15 protein-coding genes and 1 riboswitch are annotated in these 19,519 nt (G+C 46.8%); of the genes, 11 read left to right on the plus strand and 4 right to left on the minus strand.

Annotated features, from left to right (window positions below):
- Positions 1–112 precede the first annotated feature (112 nt).
- The 3 genes from MKX75_RS12740 to MKX75_RS12750 all read left to right on the plus strand — a co-directional run bounded on the left by MKX75_RS12740 (position 113) and on the right by MKX75_RS12750 (position 4,718).
- Positions 113–1,948: an assimilatory sulfite reductase (NADPH) flavoprotein subunit gene (locus MKX75_RS12740; RefSeq protein ID WP_339169849.1), complete on the plus strand. Its 1,836-nt coding sequence runs from the start codon at positions 113–115 to the stop codon at positions 1,946–1,948.
- A gap of 53 nt (positions 1,949–2,001) precedes the next feature.
- On the plus strand, positions 2,002–3,723 hold the full coding sequence (gene cysI / locus MKX75_RS12745; protein ID WP_145147314.1) for an assimilatory sulfite reductase (NADPH) hemoprotein subunit: 1,722 nt from the start codon (positions 2,002–2,004) through the stop codon (positions 3,721–3,723).
- 278 nt (positions 3,724–4,001) lie between these two features.
- Positions 4,002–4,718, plus strand: coding sequence for a YebC/PmpR family DNA-binding transcriptional regulator (locus tag MKX75_RS12750; RefSeq protein ID WP_062836010.1), 717 nt, complete (start codon positions 4,002–4,004; stop codon positions 4,716–4,718).
- Between the two features lie 84 nt (positions 4,719–4,802).
- Here MKX75_RS12750 and MKX75_RS12755 read toward each other — a convergent pair whose 3' ends face one another.
- The 4 genes from MKX75_RS12755 to MKX75_RS12770 all read right to left on the minus strand — a co-directional run bounded on the left by MKX75_RS12755 (position 4,803) and on the right by MKX75_RS12770 (position 7,594).
- Complete coding sequence (locus tag MKX75_RS12755; protein ID WP_062834134.1) at positions 4,803–5,291, minus strand: DMT family transporter; 489 nt, start codon at positions 5,289–5,291, stop codon at positions 4,803–4,805.
- Between the two features lie 15 nt (positions 5,292–5,306).
- Entirely contained in the window at positions 5,307–6,005 is a 699-nt protein-coding gene (locus MKX75_RS12760; RefSeq protein WP_339169850.1) for a helix-turn-helix domain-containing protein, read from the minus strand.
- Between the two features lie 34 nt (positions 6,006–6,039).
- Positions 6,040–6,465, minus strand: coding sequence for a DMT family transporter (locus tag MKX75_RS12765; RefSeq protein WP_339169851.1), 426 nt, complete (start codon positions 6,463–6,465; stop codon positions 6,040–6,042).
- Between the two features lie 331 nt (positions 6,466–6,796).
- Entirely contained in the window at positions 6,797–7,594 is a 798-nt protein-coding gene (locus MKX75_RS12770; protein WP_339169852.1) for a Nif3-like dinuclear metal center hexameric protein, read from the minus strand.
- A 347-nt stretch (positions 7,595–7,941) separates the two neighbouring features.
- On the opposite strand from MKX75_RS12770, the gene MKX75_RS12775 reads away from it, so the two are divergent.
- The 8 genes from MKX75_RS12775 to MKX75_RS12810 all read left to right on the plus strand — a co-directional run bounded on the left by MKX75_RS12775 (position 7,942) and on the right by MKX75_RS12810 (position 19,508).
- Positions 7,942–8,538, plus strand: a complete 597-nt coding sequence (locus MKX75_RS12775) for a biliverdin-producing heme oxygenase (RefSeq protein ID WP_076330927.1) — start codon at positions 7,942–7,944, stop codon at positions 8,536–8,538.
- 121 nt (positions 8,539–8,659) lie between these two features.
- Positions 8,660–11,200 (plus strand): diguanylate cyclase, encoded by a 2,541-nt coding sequence (locus MKX75_RS12780; RefSeq protein WP_339169854.1) that lies wholly within the window; start codon positions 8,660–8,662, stop codon positions 11,198–11,200.
- Between the two features lie 210 nt (positions 11,201–11,410).
- Complete coding sequence (locus MKX75_RS12785) at positions 11,411–12,928, plus strand: TerB N-terminal domain-containing protein (protein WP_339169856.1); 1,518 nt, start codon at positions 11,411–11,413, stop codon at positions 12,926–12,928.
- A 6-nt stretch (positions 12,929–12,934) separates the two neighbouring features.
- Positions 12,935–14,278, plus strand: a complete 1,344-nt coding sequence (locus MKX75_RS12790; protein WP_076330930.1) for an ATP-binding protein — start codon at positions 12,935–12,937, stop codon at positions 14,276–14,278.
- Positions 14,275–16,494, plus strand: coding sequence for a DEAD/DEAH box helicase (locus tag MKX75_RS12795; protein ID WP_339169858.1), 2,220 nt, complete (start codon positions 14,275–14,277; stop codon positions 16,492–16,494). The genes MKX75_RS12790 and MKX75_RS12795 overlap by 4 nt, the downstream gene beginning before the upstream one ends.
- 91 nt (positions 16,495–16,585) lie before the next feature.
- Positions 16,586–16,696: riboswitch (purine riboswitch) on the plus strand.
- A gap of 108 nt (positions 16,697–16,804) precedes the next feature.
- Entirely contained in the window at positions 16,805–17,758 is a 954-nt protein-coding gene (locus tag MKX75_RS12800; protein ID WP_062834143.1) for a DMT family transporter, read from the plus strand.
- A gap of 204 nt (positions 17,759–17,962) precedes the next feature.
- Positions 17,963–18,388: a cupredoxin domain-containing protein gene (locus MKX75_RS12805; RefSeq protein WP_169481773.1), complete on the plus strand. Its 426-nt coding sequence runs from the start codon at positions 17,963–17,965 to the stop codon at positions 18,386–18,388.
- A gap of 97 nt (positions 18,389–18,485) precedes the next feature.
- Positions 18,486–19,508, plus strand: a complete 1,023-nt coding sequence (locus MKX75_RS12810) for an SDR family oxidoreductase (RefSeq protein WP_339169859.1) — start codon at positions 18,486–18,488, stop codon at positions 19,506–19,508.
- The last annotated feature ends 11 nt before the right edge of the window (positions 19,509–19,519 follow it).

Consider the following 19,519-nt stretch of genomic DNA (forward strand, 5'->3'; position numbering starts at 1 on the left):
ATTGAAATTGACCCTAAACACCCGGTGTGTTAGGTTTTAGAGAGAAGAAATTTAATTAATGTGATCATTTTAGTCGGAATTAAAATCGAAGCAATGCGCGAGGTGGCAAACAGTGGAACTTCAAGTGACAAACAGCCCTTTTAATCAAGAACAAGTTGAACTGCTTAATCGTCTTATTCCTACATTGACCGATGGACAACGGACTTGGTTGAGTGGATATATTGCAGCAATCCAGGCAAGCGCGACAATAACGGCTCCAGCTAACCTGGTACAGGCTGCACCAACTACAGATATTGCGCCTGTCAGTGCTCCGCCAGTGTCCAGGGAAGTGACCGTGCTCTTCGGTTCACAAACCGGGAATTCCAGTGGCCTGTCGAAGAAGCTGGCCAAGAAACTTGAAGAACAAGGTCTTCAGGTAACGTTATCATCGATGGGAGATTTCAAACCGAACGGACTCAAGAAAATTGAAAATCTCCTTATCATCGTTAGTACCCACGGCGAGGGTGAACCGCCGGATAATGCGATTCCGCTGCATGAATTCCTGAACAGCAAACGGGCTCCGAAGCTCGAAGGACTTCGTTACTCGGTGTTGGCTCTTGGAGATACCTCCTATGAGTTCTTTTGTCAGACAGGTAAGGATTTCGATAATCGATTGCATGAGTTGGGTGGTACAGCTCTTGTACCGCGCGTGGACTGTGATGTTGATTTTGATGAAGCAGCTGCGGAGTGGATGAATGAAGTACTGGCGTCATTAAGCAGCACATCTGGTGCTGCGGGCACAGTAACTACTGAAGCTGTTACAGCTGCGGTGAGCGGCGGGGAATCCGAATATGACCGCACGAATCCATTCAAGAGTGAAGTTTTGGAAAATCTCAATCTGAATGGCAGAGGCTCGGACCGTGAAACACGTCACATTGAGTTGTCTTTGGAAGGGTCCAATCTGGATTACGAGCCTGGTGATAGCCTTGGGGTATTTCCTGAGAATCACCCACGTCTTGTGGATGAATTGATTGCAGCCATGGGATGGAATGCAGATGAGCGCGTGACTGTGAATAAAAACGGGGATCAGGCATCTGTGCATGAAGCGTTGCTGCGTTATTTCGAGATTACAGCCGTAACGAAACCGGTCGTGGAACAACTGGCGAAGCTGAATCCGGGAAGCGGTCTGACAGCGTTGCTCGCAGATGATTCCGAATTCCGTACAGTCATGAACAGCTGTGATCTGTTGGATCTGGTTCAGGACTATCAGTTGAAAGGCATTCCTGCTGGGGAGTTCGTAGCTGCTCTTCGCAAAATTCCGGCACGTCTGTATTCTATCGCGAGCAGCTCGAAGTCTTTCCCGGACGAAGTTCATCTCACGGTTCGTACGGTACGTTATGAAGCACGTGGCAGAGAGCGTTACGGTGTATGCTCGGTTCATCTGGCTGAGCGAATCGAAGCTGGCGACACCCTGCCTGTATATATACAGCATAACCCGAATTTCAAGCTGCCTGAGAACCCGGACACGCCGATCATCATGGTTGGCCCAGGTACAGGCGTAGCGCCATTCAGATCTTTCCTTGGTGAACGTGAAGAAACAGGCGCAGAAGGCAAAACATGGCTGTTCTACGGGGATCAGCATTTTGCTACCGACTTCCTGTACCAGACCGAATGGCAGCGCTGGCTCAAAGATGGTGTGCTCACGAAGATGGATGTAGCCTTCTCCCGTGATACCGAACAGAAAGTGTATGTACAACATCGCATGCTGGAACACAGCAAAGAGTTGTACCAGTGGCTCCAGGAAGGTGCAAGTGTATATATCTGTGGTGACGAGAAAAAAATGGCACATGATGTGCATGCTGCGCTTACCACGATTCTTGAACAAGAAGGCGGCTTATCGCCTGAGCAGGCATCGGAATATCTGACACGGTTGCAACAGGATAAACGTTATCAGCGGGACGTCTATTAATTACCGGCCCAGCCGGATTGCATTAACCCGCAGAGACGAGAGGAGAAAGCAGCATGGCTTATAATAACTTACTTAACCCACAGCGCACGAATAGCGATGTGGAAGATATAAAGATCAAAAGTGATTACTTGCGCGGAAGTCTGACTGAAACATTGGCTGATCGTATCACGGGTGCGATTCCCGAGGACGACAACCGTCTGATGAAACACCACGGCAGCTACATGCAGGATGACCGTGACCTGCGTAATGAGCGTCACAAATCCAAGCTGGAGCCTGCATACCAATTCATGTTGCGTGTGCGCGCTTCCGGGGGCATTGTAACGCCAGAGCAATGGTTGATGATGGACAGTGTTGCACATAAATATGCGAACGAGACGATTCGTCTGACCACACGACAATCTTTTCAACTGCATGGCGTACTGAAGTGGGATCTCAAGAACACCATTCGCGAAGTAAACGATTCGTTGCTAAGCACACTTGCTGCATGTGGTGACGTGAACCGTAACGTGATGTGTAACCCGAATCCGAATCAGTCCGATGTGCATGCCGAAGTGTATGAGTGGGCATGTCAGGTGAGCAATCATCTGGACCCTCGCACGCGGGCCTACCATGAGCTGTGGCTGGACGGAGAGAAAGTGATTGATTCCCAGGATTCGGATGAAGAGGTTGAACCGATCTATGGCAAAGTGTATTTGCCACGTAAGTTCAAAATCGGCATTGCTGTACCGCCATCCAATGATGTGGACGTCTTTTCACAGGATCTTGGCTTTATTGCTATTGTGGAGAACGGCAAGCTGCAAGGCTTCAACGTTTCCGTTGGCGGTGGCATGGGGATGTCTCATGGTGACTCCAAAACCTATCCTCAGGTTTCCAAAGTTATTGGGTTCTGTACACCGGAGCAAATGATTGATGTTGCGGAGAAAACAGTCATGATTCAGCGCGATCATGGTGATCGTGCGGTTCGTAAACATGCTCGTTTCAAATATACGCTGGATGACCGTGGTGTGGAGTGGTTTATCGAAGAGTTGACTACCCGTTTGGGTTGGAAACTGGATGTGGCACGTCCGTATCATTTTGAGACGAATGGAGATCGATATGGTTGGGTTAAAGGCAATAATGGCAGATGGCACTACACGCTGTTTATTCAGAATGGTCGTGTAAAGGATGTTGATGGCTATCCGCTCATGACGGGCCTTCGTGAAATTGCTAAAGTGCATACGGGTGATTTCCGTCTGACGGCGAACCAGAATCTGATTATCGGTAATATCAGCAGCCAGAAGAAGAAAAAGATTGAAGCACTCATTCAGCAATATAACCTGACGGATGGTGCGCATTACTCTGCGCTGCGCAGAAGTTCGATGGCTTGTGTTGCACTTCCGACCTGTGGTCTGGCAATGGCTGAGTCGGAACGTTACTTGCCATCTTTGATTGATAAACTGGAGCCAGTACTGGACGAAGCCGGGCTGAGAGACGAAGAGATTGTCATTCGGATGACAGGCTGCCCGAATGGATGCGCAAGACCGATGCTGGCTGAGATTTCATTTATCGGTAAAGCACCAGGGAAATACAATATGTATCTTGGTGGCAGCTTCACCGGACATCGTCTGAATAAGCTGTACAAAGAAAACATTGGAGAAACCGAGATTCTGGACACGTTGACTCCAATGGTGAATCAATATGCCAAAGAGCGCAATGAAGGTGAACATTTCGGAGATTTTGTCATTCGTGCGGGATATGTTCCAGAAGTGCTGGATGGTCGACAATTTCATGCTTAAATGAGCGGGTAAGATGAACTGAAGTTAAGACTGATTTAGGGCGGAAGCATTCCTTACGGAGTGCTTTTTGCTTACTATATAACATGGGAATAGAGATAACGGGAGTTGCTGACGAGAGATTTATAAGAGGATAAACTGTGGCTAAACTTCAAACGGAGATGGATAATCACCGGAGTTATTCCCATTTTTTCGTGTGTATTAACTTGTTGAAGTACGCTCAACAAGATATAATGGCATAGTAGAAAGCAGATTACATGTTGAAAGTGAGCGGAAACGATATGGGTCGTAAGTGGAATAATATCAAGGAAAAAAAAGCTTCAAAAGATGCAAACACGAGCCGGGTCTACGCTAAATTCGGCGTTGAGATCTATGTAGCTGCCAAGAAGGGCGAACCGGACCCGGAAGCGAACCGTGCACTGAAAGTCGTGCTGGAACGTGCCAAAACGTATAATGTACCCAAAGCCATCATTGATCGTGCGATGGAAAAAGCAAAAGGCAGCGGGGATGAGAACTATGAAGAGCTGCGTTATGAAGGCTTCGGACCGAATGGTGCGATGGTCATCGTTGATGCACTTACGAACAACGTAAATCGTACAGCGCCGGAAGTGCGCTCTGCGTTTAACAAAAATGCCGGCAACATGGGTGTCAGCGGTTCTGTTGCTTACATGTTTGATCCTACAGCGGTTATCGGTATTGAAGGCAAAAATTCCGAAGAGGTGCTTGAACTTCTGCTCGAAGCAGATGTGGATGTACGTGATATCGTGGACGAAGACGATGCTGTGATTGTATATGCAGAACCGGATCAATTCCACGCTGTACAAGAAGCATTCAAAGCTGCGGGAATTAATGAGTTCACAGTAGCCGAGCTGACGATGCTTGCGCAAAACCATATTGAACTTCCAGAGGATGCACAAGCTCAGTTCGAGAAACTAATCGATGCGCTTGAGGACCTTGAAGATGTTCAGCAGGTTTACCATAACGTAGAGTTCGTTTAAGAGAACAAAGTGATACGTGGTTTGATTGCCAAAAAGAGTGTCTGACTAATCTCTAGGATTGGACAGACACTCTTTTTTGTTCGTTTATGAGTCAGACTGAAGTGTTCCAGGGGACTGCTCTGATTTTTCCGATTTCCCCCCACCGAACTTAAACAACACAATTCCGCCTACAATGACAAGTACACCGAGCAGTTGATTCCACGAAAAAGGAATTTGTTCCAGACCGAGCCATCCCATGGAATCAAACAATAGAGCAAAGCTCAGTTGGGACGTCAGTACGATCGAGATGGCATATGTGGGGCCAAGCAGCTTCATGCCTTGCACGAGACAGAAGACTACACCAACGCCGATGGCTCCACTGAGCCAGTACCAAGGTTGCATATGCTGAAAGCTGAATGTATTTTTGCCTTCGACTAGCAGAGAGATGAGGAATGAAGCAATAAATCCGGTGAACAGGACCATCGTTGTAGTGGACCATGAACCGGTGCGTTCATTGACTTTGCTATTAAAAATCGTTTGCAGACTGACAAGTGCACCTGCCAGTAGTGCAAGCGAAATACCTGTGATTAACATGGGTTGTCGAACTCCTTATTCATAAATGTTGTGACCTGCTATCTCACGTAGACCCGCCCGATCCTTAATCATAATCAATCCTTGATGTCTTTCAATTAACCCGTCCGTACAGAGCTTCTGAATGACCCGGTTCAGATGTCGGTAACTGGTGCCGATCAGATTTGCAATGTCAGTCAGATTGAACGCGTCTAGCTCTTCGTGAACGACGTTGCCGGCTTCTTCTGTCGAAATGGAAAGCAGGTAGCTGGCTAGACGAACCTCAACGGGATACATCAGGTTGAAATTGGAAAAGTTCGAGTCAATGTAGAATTTGTGTGAGATGATTTTCAGTAAAAATTTAAGCAACGGTGCATAATCGCTGGCAAGCTCAGCGAGCCATTGATAATGAATGCGAAGCATCACCACAGGCGATACGGCCTGAACCGTGTTGACAATATCGCTTTCGCGGACGTACTCTATGTCGCCAACGACTTCAAGCGGTGTTTTGAAACAAAGCACCAGCGTTTTATCCTGAGCAGAGGTGGTGAAAATCTTGATTTTGCCCTCGACCAGTACGTATAAATATTCGGAAGCTTCTCCTTCGCGACAGATCAGTTCACACTTCTCGAAGTGGCATAACGTTATATGCGGACGCAGGGGCTCGTGAAATACCGTTTCGAGTTGATATTGCTTCAGATAGTTCATTAATTGGTGCTCGTTATGGATCTCTTCCACGCTGTTGTTCACCCCCGACTATATTCTCGAAAAGCTACAGTTTCATAATGATAACGCCCGTGATCATCAAGGCAATGCCCAGAAATTGCGGCAGTTTCATCTTTTGTTTCACCGCGCCAAACCATCCGTTACTATCCACCAGAAAAGTCAGGAACAGCTGCGCAATGAGCAAGGCCGAGATCGTGAATGTAACCCCAATTTGCTGAATGGCCGTTACTTCGCTGAAAATAATGACGGCGCCAAAAGCACCTCCAGCCAGGTACATGGGTTTCACTTGTTTAAGTCCTTGAAGGTTGGTGTCACGAACGAACGACAGGATCAGCGCCGCTAATATGAAGCCTGTTAGTTGTGTAATCGTAGCGGCCTGCCATGTGCCCATATCCGTGCTAATCCGAGTATTGGCAACCCCTTGCAGCGTGATACACGCACCACCCAGTAATGCAAAAATAATTCCTCTCATATGTACGCTCCTTATTTAATCACTTCGACTTCTATTTAATGATATACTCATCCCAAACGCCAAGGACAAATGTCCTAAGCTCTGAAGTCACAGCATTTAGAGTACAATAAAGAACCCCGAAAATCCAGATGGGGCATAAAGAGATGCGCGGCATATGTGCGTAGTACTCATTTTTCATAATCTCTAATGAACCTGTTGGACCTATGTCAAAAAAGAGTCTGCCGACTCGACCCCGGAGCGTAGAAAGTATGTAAAGCTCCGAGGTACGCTGGGCAATGAGATTAGAAACCAACAATCAGTTAGATACTCTCCGTACAAATTGAATCTAGTATTAAATCATAGTATACAAAGGCTCCTCGCCTACAAAACGAACAGACAATTCGGGAAAATGTTCTCCCAACCTGTCTGCCAAAAGCTTCATTCCTGAAGCCTCGCTCTCGGCATGTCCCATCATGATCAGTGCTTTGGACTTGCCTTGTTGTACGGCATCACGGATATATTCCGGTGTCTCCCATTCGAATCCTTCTCCAGCGATGATGAGATCCAATTGCTCGTTCTGAATCAAGGGAATCGTTACAGGGCCATTGCCACGAAAACCTACTAATACCGCTGCGCGTCTACAGACTAATTCCGCATTGCCTGCAACGCGCACATACTCGATCCCAAGACAACTTTTCACATGGTGAGCAATAGCTTCAACAGTGCTTCCTTCCGGAAAAGAAAGAATGTCTGCTTCCGCTAGTCGTTGTTCCAAATAAGAGGACCACCCTAAGGCTTGAATCAATCCTTCCGTAATGCCATCCGGTTGAAACCGGTGGATGATATCATGACATCGATAGATGGAAATACCTGCTTCGTCGATCAACTTTCTTTTGTCCACATAAACCGAATCATTTGCAAGCCAATCCGTATGACTGTGATGGTTATAAAACGGAGATTCATGCGCAATGATCAAGTTAGCACCGTGTTGTATGGCTTGTTCAATAACATAATGTGTGGGCATAAAAGCAATGATAATACCTGTAACCTTTCGATCAAGTGATCCCGTAATGAGCTGATCCACCGTTTTTTCCGGCAATTCAATGTTAGCTGTGAGATGAAGTACAATGTCTTGAACAGTAAGGTCCATAGGATGCATTCCTCCAATGACAGGATATAAAGGTAGTGTACCATTTTGACATCTGAAATCTACTGTCTTCCAGAATATAGGGGTCATTTTTACTGTTTGCGGTTAATACTAAAACATACAGTTTACAGTCAGTTATGATAACAACGGAGGAATGTATTAGATGTGTACCGATGTTGGATTCATATAGTTTTCTCTAAAAAGAATAAGTATACTTACATAGAGTCTTTGTCTGCATTAATGGAGCTGATTGCGGCACAAGTCGTTCTATTTTAAAGCACGATGAGATTCAAATGAGGATAAGCATGAATTTGCATATACAGAACAGATTGTGAAAGGGGATAACTACGATGACATCAACAAATATTATGGAACGTCTGAAGAGCGAGACAGCTCATTATCACAGACAAGTAGAACAGAACCCTTATGCGAAAGCCATTATGAATCAAACTGTGACTATAGAAGAATATAGAACATATTTAGAGAAATTTTATGGATTCCTGAAACCGTTGGAAGATCAGGCTGTACATCAGCCTTTCTGGGGAAGTACGGGATTGGATATCGAGATTAGAGGCAAGGCTGGACTGTTGGAAAAAGATTTACGAAATCTGGGTGCAAGTGAAGAGGAAATCAGCCAACTTCCGCTCTGTGAAGAATTGCCGGATATTTCAACACCTGCGCGTTTGTTCGGATATCTGTATGTCATTGAAGGGTCCACGAACGGTGGACAGATTATGACCAAGCGTTTGTCGCAGTTTCTGCCGATTGAAGCTGATCGCGGTTTGGAATATTTCAATGCCTACGGTACAGAGACTAGAACAAGATGGAGTGAGTTTATGGGTTTGCTGCAGCAGTCCATCAGTACTCCAGAAGATCATGACAACATGGTGCACAGTGCATCAGAGACTTTCCGACTGCTGGATCAGTGGATTAATACGGACAAGTAACATCCCTTTTCTTCAACCCAAACGCCTGTAGGGCAGATTTTTTCACATTTATAAGGTATCTATATAAGTTGAAATAATCACTCCAACTTATATAACATCATGAGAGGGGATTTTCCTGGCTATGGCCGAACCGAAGTCCAAGAAAGAACAAAATTTATTGAACCGCACATTGCTTCAACAGGGAACATACACGAATGATCCAATTGATCTGAATAACTGTGATAAAGAACCGATTCATATCCCGGGCTTTATTCAACCTCATGGTGTGCTTTTGGCCATCAATACCAGTCATACGCCAACCGTTGTTCAGTGTAGCCAAAATACGGAGGACCATCTGGGTATTGCCTATGAGGATGTTCTGGGCATGCCTTTGGAAAATCTGATCGGAGAGGAAGCTGTACGCAAACTGTTGGGTAGTAGCTTCAATGCAGATGTAACCTCTGATTTGCATTACATGGATCTGACCATTAACGTATCCGGTGAAGACCGGATATTCTCTTCTGTTCTTCATGAAAGTGAAGGGCTGCTTATTCTGGAGATCGAGCCTTTCTATGAAAAAGAAAACATGGAGACCACTGACTTTGAATGGATATCCCGATTCTTCGGTCGGATCAAAAGTACAGACAGTCGCGTGGAAGCAAGTCAGATTGCGGCTGAACAGGTGAAGGAAATGCTCGGTTATGACCGAGTGATGATCTATGAGTTTGACGAGCAATGGAACGGGAAAGTTATTGCTGAAGCGCGTGAGCAGGAACTCGAACCCTTCCTGGGACATCACTATCCGGCTTCAGATATTCCAAAACAGGCTCGGGAATTGTATCTTCGCAATTGGCTTAGAACCATTGTGAATGTCAATTATAAACCCGTGGAGATTGTGCCTACGCTCCAACCGCTCACAGGCAAACCGCTGAATTTGAGTCTGTCGGTCCTGCGTAGCGTGTCTCCTCTTCACATCGAATATTTGCATAATATGGGTGTGGGTGCGACGGTTACGATCTCGCTTATTCATAACAATCAGCTGTGGGGACTCATTACATGTCATCATTATTCGGCCAGATATGTACCCCATCGCGTACGGAATCTGTGCAATTTTCTGGGGGCATTCTTCTCGAATGAATTGTTCCAGCGTCAGCAACTTGATGATTATCAAGCAGAGATTCAATCACGTGAAGCCGCTTCACGAATTGCCAACATTTTTATTGGAAATACAAGTCCTGCCCGGGTTCTAGAGGAATTACAGGGAGAAGAAGAGACGGTGTTAAACCTGATGGATGCTGCCGGAGCAGCGATCTGTTACCAGGACAAGCTGTTGTTGTATGGTGAAACTCCGAACAGTGGACAGATTCGTGAACTGGCAGGTTGGCTTGCAGGAAGGGCTGAGGATTACAGTTATCATACGTCGAAACTGAGTTTAGAGTATGAGACGTCCAAAGCTTATCAAGATAAGGCTTCCGGGGTTATTTATGTTGCGATCTCACCTGGACAGCATAACTATATGATCTGGTTCCGACCGGAGGTCGTTCAGGTTGTCGAATGGGCGGGTGATCCAGCCAAGGCGGTCCTTAAAACGGATGACGGCATGCGGTTGTCCCCTCGTAAATCATTTGAGAAATGGCGTGAGGTTGTGAAATCGACTTCCTATCCATGGACAACGAAAGAGCTGAGTGTATTACCTTTACTCAAAACCATTGTACGGCGCCAGACAGAGAATCAGTTGGTTCAGGCCGAAGAACAGGCGCTTCAGAATGCTCGTATTTTGCGACAAAATGAACAGCGTTATTTGCAGTTGATGGATTACTCGCCTGTGGCATTCTTTACTTTGACTGACGGTCAGATCATCTATTGTAACACGAAGGCTGCTGAGTTGCTCGGATTCGAGAGTTCCAAAAACCTGACAGGCAAGGACTTCAGAGAATTTGTACCTGACAAAACGAGAGTCACGTTGCAACAGAATTTTGAAGAATTACAACACAATAACACAAGTTTGATTACCAGCCAGTCGTATTTTACTACAGCTGCAGGTACCTCATTGTTGCTTGAAATTACACTTGCTTCTGTTACGCATGCGGGCAAGCCATCTGTGATGGTACTACTGCACAGTGGAGCGTCCCACCATGAACAGGATAGCTACTCGGAAACGACGAGCCAGCTTCAAAATTATCTGAACACAGATCCATTAACAGATATGCCGATTCAAGCGGTGTTTAGGTCACAGCTTCAGGATGACTGGGATGACTGTTTACAGGAAAAATGCAGTCTGGGACTGCTCATTATAGATATTGATGATTTCCGCTCATATAATGCAGCTTATGGCCTTCAGGGAGGCGACCTGTGTCTGCAATGGATCGGTGAGGTGCTTACGGTTGTTAGCGAACAGCATCATGGCTTGATCTCTCGTCTTCGCGGAGGAACATTCATGCTAAAATTGAAGAGCACAACGTCTGATGATGTAGATAAACTGGCAGAAGAGATTAGACAGCACGTTCTGGCTCTTCAGATTCAAAGGGAATCATCCGGTCCGAGTGGAGTCGTCACCGTTAGTGTCGGTGGGGCAGTACTGGTGCCAGATGAGAGCTCCAATGCATCCGATCTGATTGAGAAAGCTAGTCTGGCATTGACCCAAGCCAAGAGTGAAGGGAAAAACCGAGTGATTGTCGTGTAATTACGCCGGTGCAACGTTCGTTTGGAAACAATACAATCTCTTTTGAAAAAAGATTAAATAGACATGATGAAAAGAGGGCAGAAATGCCTTCTTTTTTTGTGTCCAAGAATGTCTTAATTTCGTCACCGCAGATAGAGGACAAGTGTTATAATGATCCCTATGGATACACTTGTTCGTATTCTGTCTTGGAGGAGGGTGAGATAACGTTATATGAAAGACGACTCTATACAATTGGAATTTATGGAGATAGATCTAAGTGAAGAACCCGAAACAGCAGCGGTTCCGGTTCCTGATCGTTCAACCATTGTGCAGTCTGCACATGAACCGATGCAGCATCGTGGAGGCATATTGTCCTCAGAGAAACGTTTTGTAGAGGAAGCAAAGCAGTCGGCGGAGATGGAGGGGGATGTATCCCCGTGGGTTCCCTTTATGAGTTACTGGCCAACGTATGGCGTGATGAACGAAGCCCAGCGCAAGTGGTATTTGTTTTGGAGGAAGGAAGTTCGTCAGGGGAGTTACCCGGATACCGATCTGTCCTATCTATTTGTTCATATCTACGAGTTAATTAACGGCATTGGCTGGCAGAATCCTGAGGATGGTTATAATCAATTAAAGCAGCTATGGGTGAACTACCGTGAACGGATGCCCCAATTAAATATATATATGCAAGAGTGGATGGTCGATTATGTGCTGGTCCATCAGATGGAGATGTCTTTATCCGAGGTCATGGGTCTTTCGGGAGGATATTTGCCAGCAGAGATGCTGGATATGGAGTTGCAACGTATTTTACAGGACAAGGTATCGGATATCTCGCTGAATATGCTGCAAAGATACTATGATTACGATATTACACTTAGCAAGTTCTACAGAGATGGCGGCAAAGAGGTGATGGAGCAGTACATCCCACGGGTCATGGCCTTGGTTGATTCATACCTGGAACGTACGCGAAAAGTTGGACTACTGCCTGAGTTTCAACCCAACGATGAACGCACGGTGGAGCGCATCCTGTTTCGCAAAGCAGTCTATGATGATTCGATCTATGGAAGATCGGTATCGTTCAGATATATACCCATAGGTGAGCAGGCTGATTTTGTGCAGATGGTTACGCGGATCTACCGATGTACTGAAAATAAACTTCGTGAACTGCTCGGATTCAGAGGCCGATTGCGAGGACAGACGCTTGAACCCGAACTTGCGAATTTGATTGAACGTTACTTGGACAAAGCATATGCGACCGAGCAGGCTGAGGCTGTGGAGCAACCGGTAATTCGGATTGATACGGAGAAATTGGCATCGTTACAGCAGGAAAGTGAGTACGTACGCCTGGCACTTACAATTGAGGAGGATCACCCTTCTGAAGTGAATGATGATCTCCCTCCAACGGAAGGTCTTATGGAGCCGGCCCCATCCCTAGTAGAGATTGAAACAGGAGCGCCAGCAGAATTAATTAGGTTGCAGTGGGACGAGTCTGCTGAGGCGGATCTGGATGAAGAATGGCTGCTTTTTGCCAAGGCACTATCCCCTCAGCAGGTGCAAGCGATTCATGTTCTGCTTGGTGATAATCCTGATACTGAACTGATGCGTCTGGCTGAGCAATATGGAACGATGCCTACGCTTCTGCTTGATGAACTTAATGATGTGGCTATGGAAACGATCGGTGATCTTCTGATCGATGGTGACCGGATTGTTCCTGATTATATAGAAGTGTTCGAACATGTGAAGAGGTGATACGCAGTGACAGAACTTAAAATACCGAAGCGGCTAACCACCGCACTTGTTAATTCGTTGACGGCGGGTGTTGTCCCGCGAATTGGATTGGAGCAGATTGCTGTCGGCCGGAAACCGGAAGTGGAAGCCATCTTACGGGATATGGACAATATTGCCGAGGGAGGGGCAGCGTTTAAACTCATTACCGGCCGTTACGGTAGTGGTAAAAGCTTTCTTTTGCAGATGATTCGCAACTATGCGATGGATCGTGATTTCGTTGTGGCGGATGCGGATCTGTCACCGGAGCGACGACTGGTGGGTACCAAAGGTCAGGGACTTGCCACATACCGCGAACTGATGACTCGTCTGTCTACACGCACACGCCCGGATGGGGGAGCGTTGGAGCCAATTTTGCAAAAATGGATCGCAGGGTTGCAACAGTCCACGATGCAGAGTCAGAACCTGCGCCCGGATGATCCCGCTCTGCCGCTTGAGGTAGAGAAACAGATCTATGCAGTGACGGGTGAGATGCAGAATCTGGTTCACGGCTTTGATTTTGCCAAGGTGCTGGCGTCCTACTGGAATGGGTACAAGCTCGCTGATGATGATCGCAAACAGGCGGCCCTTCGCTGGCTTCGAGGAGAATTTGCAACCAAAACGGAAGCGAAAAAAGAACTGGCTGTTGGCGTTATCATTGATGATGACAACTGGTATGACTACTTCAAATTATGGTCTGAATTCACAGCGCGCATTGGTTACAAAGGATTGTTGTTGTTCATTGATGAAGCGGTGAATCTGTACAAAATTACAAACAGTGTCTCCCGTCAAAGCAACTATGAGAAATTGCTGACGATGTTTAATGATACGATGCAGGGCAAGGCAGAGCACCTCGGCATATTTGTAGGTGGTACACCGCAATTTGTAGAGGATGAACGGCGCGGACTATACAGCTATGAAGCGCTTCGCTCCAGGCTTATTGATGGTCGTTATGCAACCAAAGCGTACGCGAATTATACAGGCCCGATCCTGAAGCTGGCGATGTTATCGCATGAAGAGATTCTGATACTGCTACAGAAACTACGACAGATTCATGCCCTGCATTTTGGATATAGCGCAAGTCTGACGGATGAACAATTGGTTGATTTTATGCAAACGGCGGTGAACCGACTGGGTGCGGATGAATTGCTCACCACGCGTGAAGTGGTACGCGACTTTATGGATGTACTGCATACGTTACACCAGAATCCTGAAGTGACTTATACTCAATTACTTGGCGAGCGGGTTGCCAAACCTCAGGAAACGGGTAAAGGGGCAGATGCTTCCGCGAATACAGATGATCTGGACGACTTTCTGGCGGAGTTTGAATTATGAGTGAGAATCCGTTCTATCGGCTGGCTCCGTTTGTTCAGGAATTTATATATAAAAAAAGATGGGAATCGCTTCGTCCTGCTCAGATTGAGGCCTGCAATATCTGTTTTCATACCCCGCATCATATGCTGATTGCGGCGGGAACGGCCTCCGGCAAAACGGAGGCGGCTTTTTTTCCTGCATTGACCGAGCTGTATGAACGGCCTTCCAAGTCGGTTGGTATTTTGTACATTGGACCTCTGAAAGCCCTGATTAATGATCAATTCGAACGGCTTAAGGATCTGTTATCCGAAGGAAATATTCCGGTTTGGCATTGGCACGGGGACGTGCCTCAGGCGGAGAAAACAAAACTGATGAAGAATCCGTCCGGTGTGCTCCAGATAACGCCAGAATCGCTGGAAGGTCTGCTCATGAATCGACCGAATGCAATCCCGGCGCTGTTTCATGACTTGCGATATGTCATCATCGATGAGGTACATGCCTTTATGGGAGCGGATCGGGGCATTCAAGTACTCAGCGAGCTTGCCAGAATCGAGCGTATGGCTGGCTGTACACCGCGAAGAGTGGGCTTGTCGGCTACACTCAGTGACTATGATGCGGCTACATCTTGGCTTGCTGCCGGAACGCAGCAGGGTGTGGATGTGGTCTCTTCCCCGGGCGGTCGCAAGTTGCGACTGCGGGTGGAACATTTCTCTTTTCCAGATGCGCAGGACGAGGAGCAGGCGGAGCAGCTTCATAACGCACGTAAAGCGTACTACGACTTCATCTATGAGAGCACACATCGTAAAAAAGCGCTGATCTTCACCAACAGCCGTACCGATGCAGAAGTCACCATTCTTGAGATGCGGCGGGTCGCGGCTCGCAGGGAGGAACGTGATGTGTTCCATGTTCATCATGGAAGTATCTCCGCCATGCTGAGGGAAGAGACGGAAGCTGCCCTACGCACTGGATCAGGGCCCGCGGTTGCTGCGGCAACGGTCACGCTTGAACTGGGCATCGATCTGGGCGAACTGGAACGTGTGGTTCAGCTCGGTGCACCGTATAGTGCGTCCAGCTTTGTACAGCGTCTGGGACGATCAGGGAGACGAGAGGACATGGCATCGGAGATGCTTTTTGTATGTCCGGAGGAAGAGGATGAGGAAGCACAATTGCCAGCACGTATGCCGTGGACATTGATGCGTGCGATTGCTGTTATCGAACTATATGTAAAAACGAAGTGGGTCGAGCCGCTTGAAGCCCGCAAAATGCCCATAGGTGTGCTCTACCATCAGACGATGAGCATGCTGAAAAGTATGGGGGAGGCGGAGCCGAGAGATCTTGCAGAAGCCATCCTTTCACTGGCTCCATTTGCGTTGATTAGAACTGATCAATATCAGGTTTTCCTGAATTACCTCATTGAGACGGATCATCTGCAATGGACAGAAGAGCGAACGCTGATCATCGGTCTGACTGGTGAGAAAATCGTGAATAATTATCGCTTCTACGCAGTGTTTAAGGACGATGAGGAACATAAGGTGCTTAACGGATCTGAAGAAATTGGTTCGATTACAACCGTACCCCCTCCTGGCTATTGCTTCTCGCTCGCAGGAAAACTGTGGAAAGTGGAAGAGGTCGATCACAAACACAAGGCTGTGTATGTGAAGTCTGCGAAAGGTAAAGTAGATACGTTATGGCTTGGCGCGGGAGGAGATATTCATACGTCGGTGGTACAGAAAATGCGTGAAGTGTTGTCTGACTCGACCATCTATCCCTACCTGTCACCACAAGCCGTCAATCGACTTGAACGGGCACGCCGCTTAGCTCGTGAAAGTGGACTGTTGAAACAGGTCGTGATTCCGGCAGGGGGAGATTCGATGTACGTTCTTCCTTGGGTTGGAAGTAAATCGTTCCGTACATTGGAGCGCTTGATGAAGCATAATCTGTCCAAGAAACTTGCCTTGCGTTCGGTAGTGCCCATGGAGCCATATTATTTTGTGGTGTCTGGCAAAGTCGATGAACGAACATTGTTAGCAGAGATCATGAGTGAGTGTCGAACGGCTGAAGACGCATCTGCGTTACTGGCTGAAGATGAAGCACCTTATCTGGGCAAGTATGATGAATTTGTCGCACCACCTTTGATCCGTGAGGCTTTTGCCGTGGATGGGCTGGATCTGGATGGATTGAAGGAAGGTTTACAGCAAACTTTGGAGTGGGATTCCTCGAGTACCAAACGGACATGACGTATTTACGTAATAAAATTTTTATATGGAATAGGGTTGACACCATCTCACCTCCCATGTAATATATGAAAAGTCGTCACACACGAATTACATCAAATTGCATATATCATTTCGTATAACCTCGCAGGCCGAAAGTGTACACAGGGCGAGGGTCTCTACGGGAAGCCTATACTTCCTAACTACGATGCCAAGGAACCGATTTATTCCTTGCTCGTAGTTAGGATTTTTTGCATTTTGATGGTGTCTGTGACCTTGGCATGAACTAAACATGCGGACGTACTTTTTTGATCATCAGGAGGTTTATTCACAAATGAAATATTATCTGTCCGTTCTCGCAGGAGCGATGAGCTATGGCATATTATCCACGATTGTGGTTCTGGCGTACGGCGAAGGATACAAACTTGGAGAGGTTGTGGGAACACAGCTGATTACGGGTTTTCTCTTATCCTGGATGCTGGCGCTCTACACACGGTTTAGAACCAAACGCAAGTCACAGGCAGACGGCAAAGCATCAGGAGCCGTGGCACAGGTATTCAAGCGTTTGACGTGGAAACAACGTCTGCTATTGATGGCTGCTGGAACACCAACGGTAATTACAGGGCTCGTCTATTATCAGTCTTTACGTTATATTCCGGCGTCACTTGCCATTATCCTGTTATTCCAGTTCACATGGATTAGCGTATTGATTCAGGCGATAAGCAAACGTCAACGTCCAGACAAAGTCACGTTCCTTACCTTGATCATTTTGTTCGGAGGAACTTTGCTGGCAGCCGGTTTCCTGGAACAGGGACTGGGTGAGTTCAATGGTCTGGGTATCGCACTTGGACTAATGGCAGCCGTAAGTTATTCCCTGTTTGTATTGTTCAGCGGTAAAGCAGTTCCTTCAGCGCATCCAGCCTTCCGCAGTGCGTGGATGGTTACAGGCGGATTGATCCTGCTGTGCATCTTGTTCCCACCGACATTCCTCTTTAACGGATTGATCTGGAGTCAGTTGCTTGTATTTGGATTGCTGCTCGGATTCTTCGGGGCTTTCATTCCACCTGTATTGTTCGCCATCGGCGTTCCACATATTGGTGGTGACATGGCCGGAATCCTGGGTGCTGTAGAGCTTCCAATTGCAGTTCTGTTATCCTCTATCGTGCTCCATGAGCATGTCAGCGGATTGCAATGGTTTGGGGTTATCATTGTGCTCATTGGTGTAGCCCTGCCAGAGTTGTATAAATTACGTATGAGACGAAGTCGAAGCACACCGATATATTCCTGATTTATACCAAAAGGGATATTGGGAAGCATGAACGGGAATAACCGTAGTAAAGCCTGAGAAATCAGGCTTTTTTTAATGAATTATTTTTGCTCAAACACAATAGCCCAGAGGGGTCATTTTCATTGTCCTGCGAATCAGGTATGCTTAAAGAATACATCCGTCTGTGATTAATTATTGATGGGACATCGAATGAGGAGTGTTTATATGAAAAGCTGGTTTGGAAAAACATGGCCTTGGTTAACGCTGGGTCTGACCGTTGTTGTACTGCTTGGATCATTTTTGGTTTATTTTATGGGCAAAGACCTATCCCCGGGATCGGGAAGTGCGGTAACTGCACAAGCCGAGACTCCGGAGGATTTGAAGGGATATGAAGTCATTGATGTGGACGTGAGCAACGATGGTTTTGGACCAGATGTTATTGAGGTGAAAGCTGGCGTACCGACGAAAATCAACTTTATTCTGACCCGGTCGGTGACACATGTCAAATCGGTGGGATCACAAAAGCTTGGCATGGATTTATACATGCAAAAAGGACCTAATTATTATACCGTCGATAAAGATCTGCCGAAGGGTGAATATGAGATTCACTGCGGTATGTACATGATATACGCAACGATTAAGGTTGTATGAGTAGAGGGAGCATGGTTTCGGGTCACCGAGCTTTGCTCCTTTTTTTGGTGCGTGATATCATGGAAAAGTGGGTAAAATCGATCAGGAGGTGGCAAAAATGAAAGCGCTATTTATTGGAGGGACAGGCACCATCAGTACGGCCATTACGGAAATGCTTGCACAGCAAGGCTGTGAGCTTTATTTGATTAATCGCGGCAATCGGAATAACGATTTGCCTGCAGAAGTCAACGTACTTCAAGCCGATATTAATGACGAGGCGCGTGTAGCGGAGTTGATTGCTGATCTGGAATTCGATGTTGTGGCAGATTTTATCGCTTTTGTACCGTCTCAATTGGAGCGAGATTACCGTTTGTTCAAGGATAAAACGAAGCAGTTTATTTTTATAAGTTCAGCATCGGCGTATCAGACACCTTTGGCTGATTACCGGATCACGGAAGGGACGCCATTATCGAATCCATACTGGGAGTATTCGCGCAACAAGATTGCGTGTGAAGACTATCTGATGAAACAATATCGTGAGCAAGGATTCCCAGTGACCATCGTGCGTCCAAGCCATACGTATGGGAACCAATCCGTACCTCTCGGTGTTCATGGTGCACAAGGCAGCTGGCAGGTTCTTAAGCGCATACGTGAAGGTAAACCTGTTATCATCCATGGAGACGGCACATCACTGTGGACCATTACGCACAATACTGATTTTGCCAAAGGGTTTATCGGGCTTATGGGAAATATCCATGCCATTGGTGAATCGGTACATATCACCTCAGATGAATCCGTCACGTGGAATCAAATTCATGAGATTATTGCCAGCGTGTTGGGTGTTAAGCTTCATGCGGTACATGTACCCTCCGAGTTCTTGGCAGCATGCAGTGACCAGGATCTGCGCGGCGGTTTGTTAGGGGACAAAGCCAATACCGTTGTGTTCGATAACAGTAAACTGAAACGGCTTGTACCGGAATTTGTAGCAACGACAAGAGCTGATCAGGGCATTCGAAGTACGATTGAGCACATTCTGGCGCATCCTGAATTACAGACCGAAGATCCGGAATTTGATGTATGGTGTGACAAGGTTATAGGCGCATTGGATGAGGCGTTATTGAAGATCAGAGATGAGAAGTAAGAAGAAAGGCG

The organism is Paenibacillus sp. FSL R5-0341 (assembly GCF_037975235.1).
Lineage (GTDB): Bacteria > Bacillota > Bacilli > Paenibacillales > Paenibacillaceae > Paenibacillus > Paenibacillus amylolyticus_A.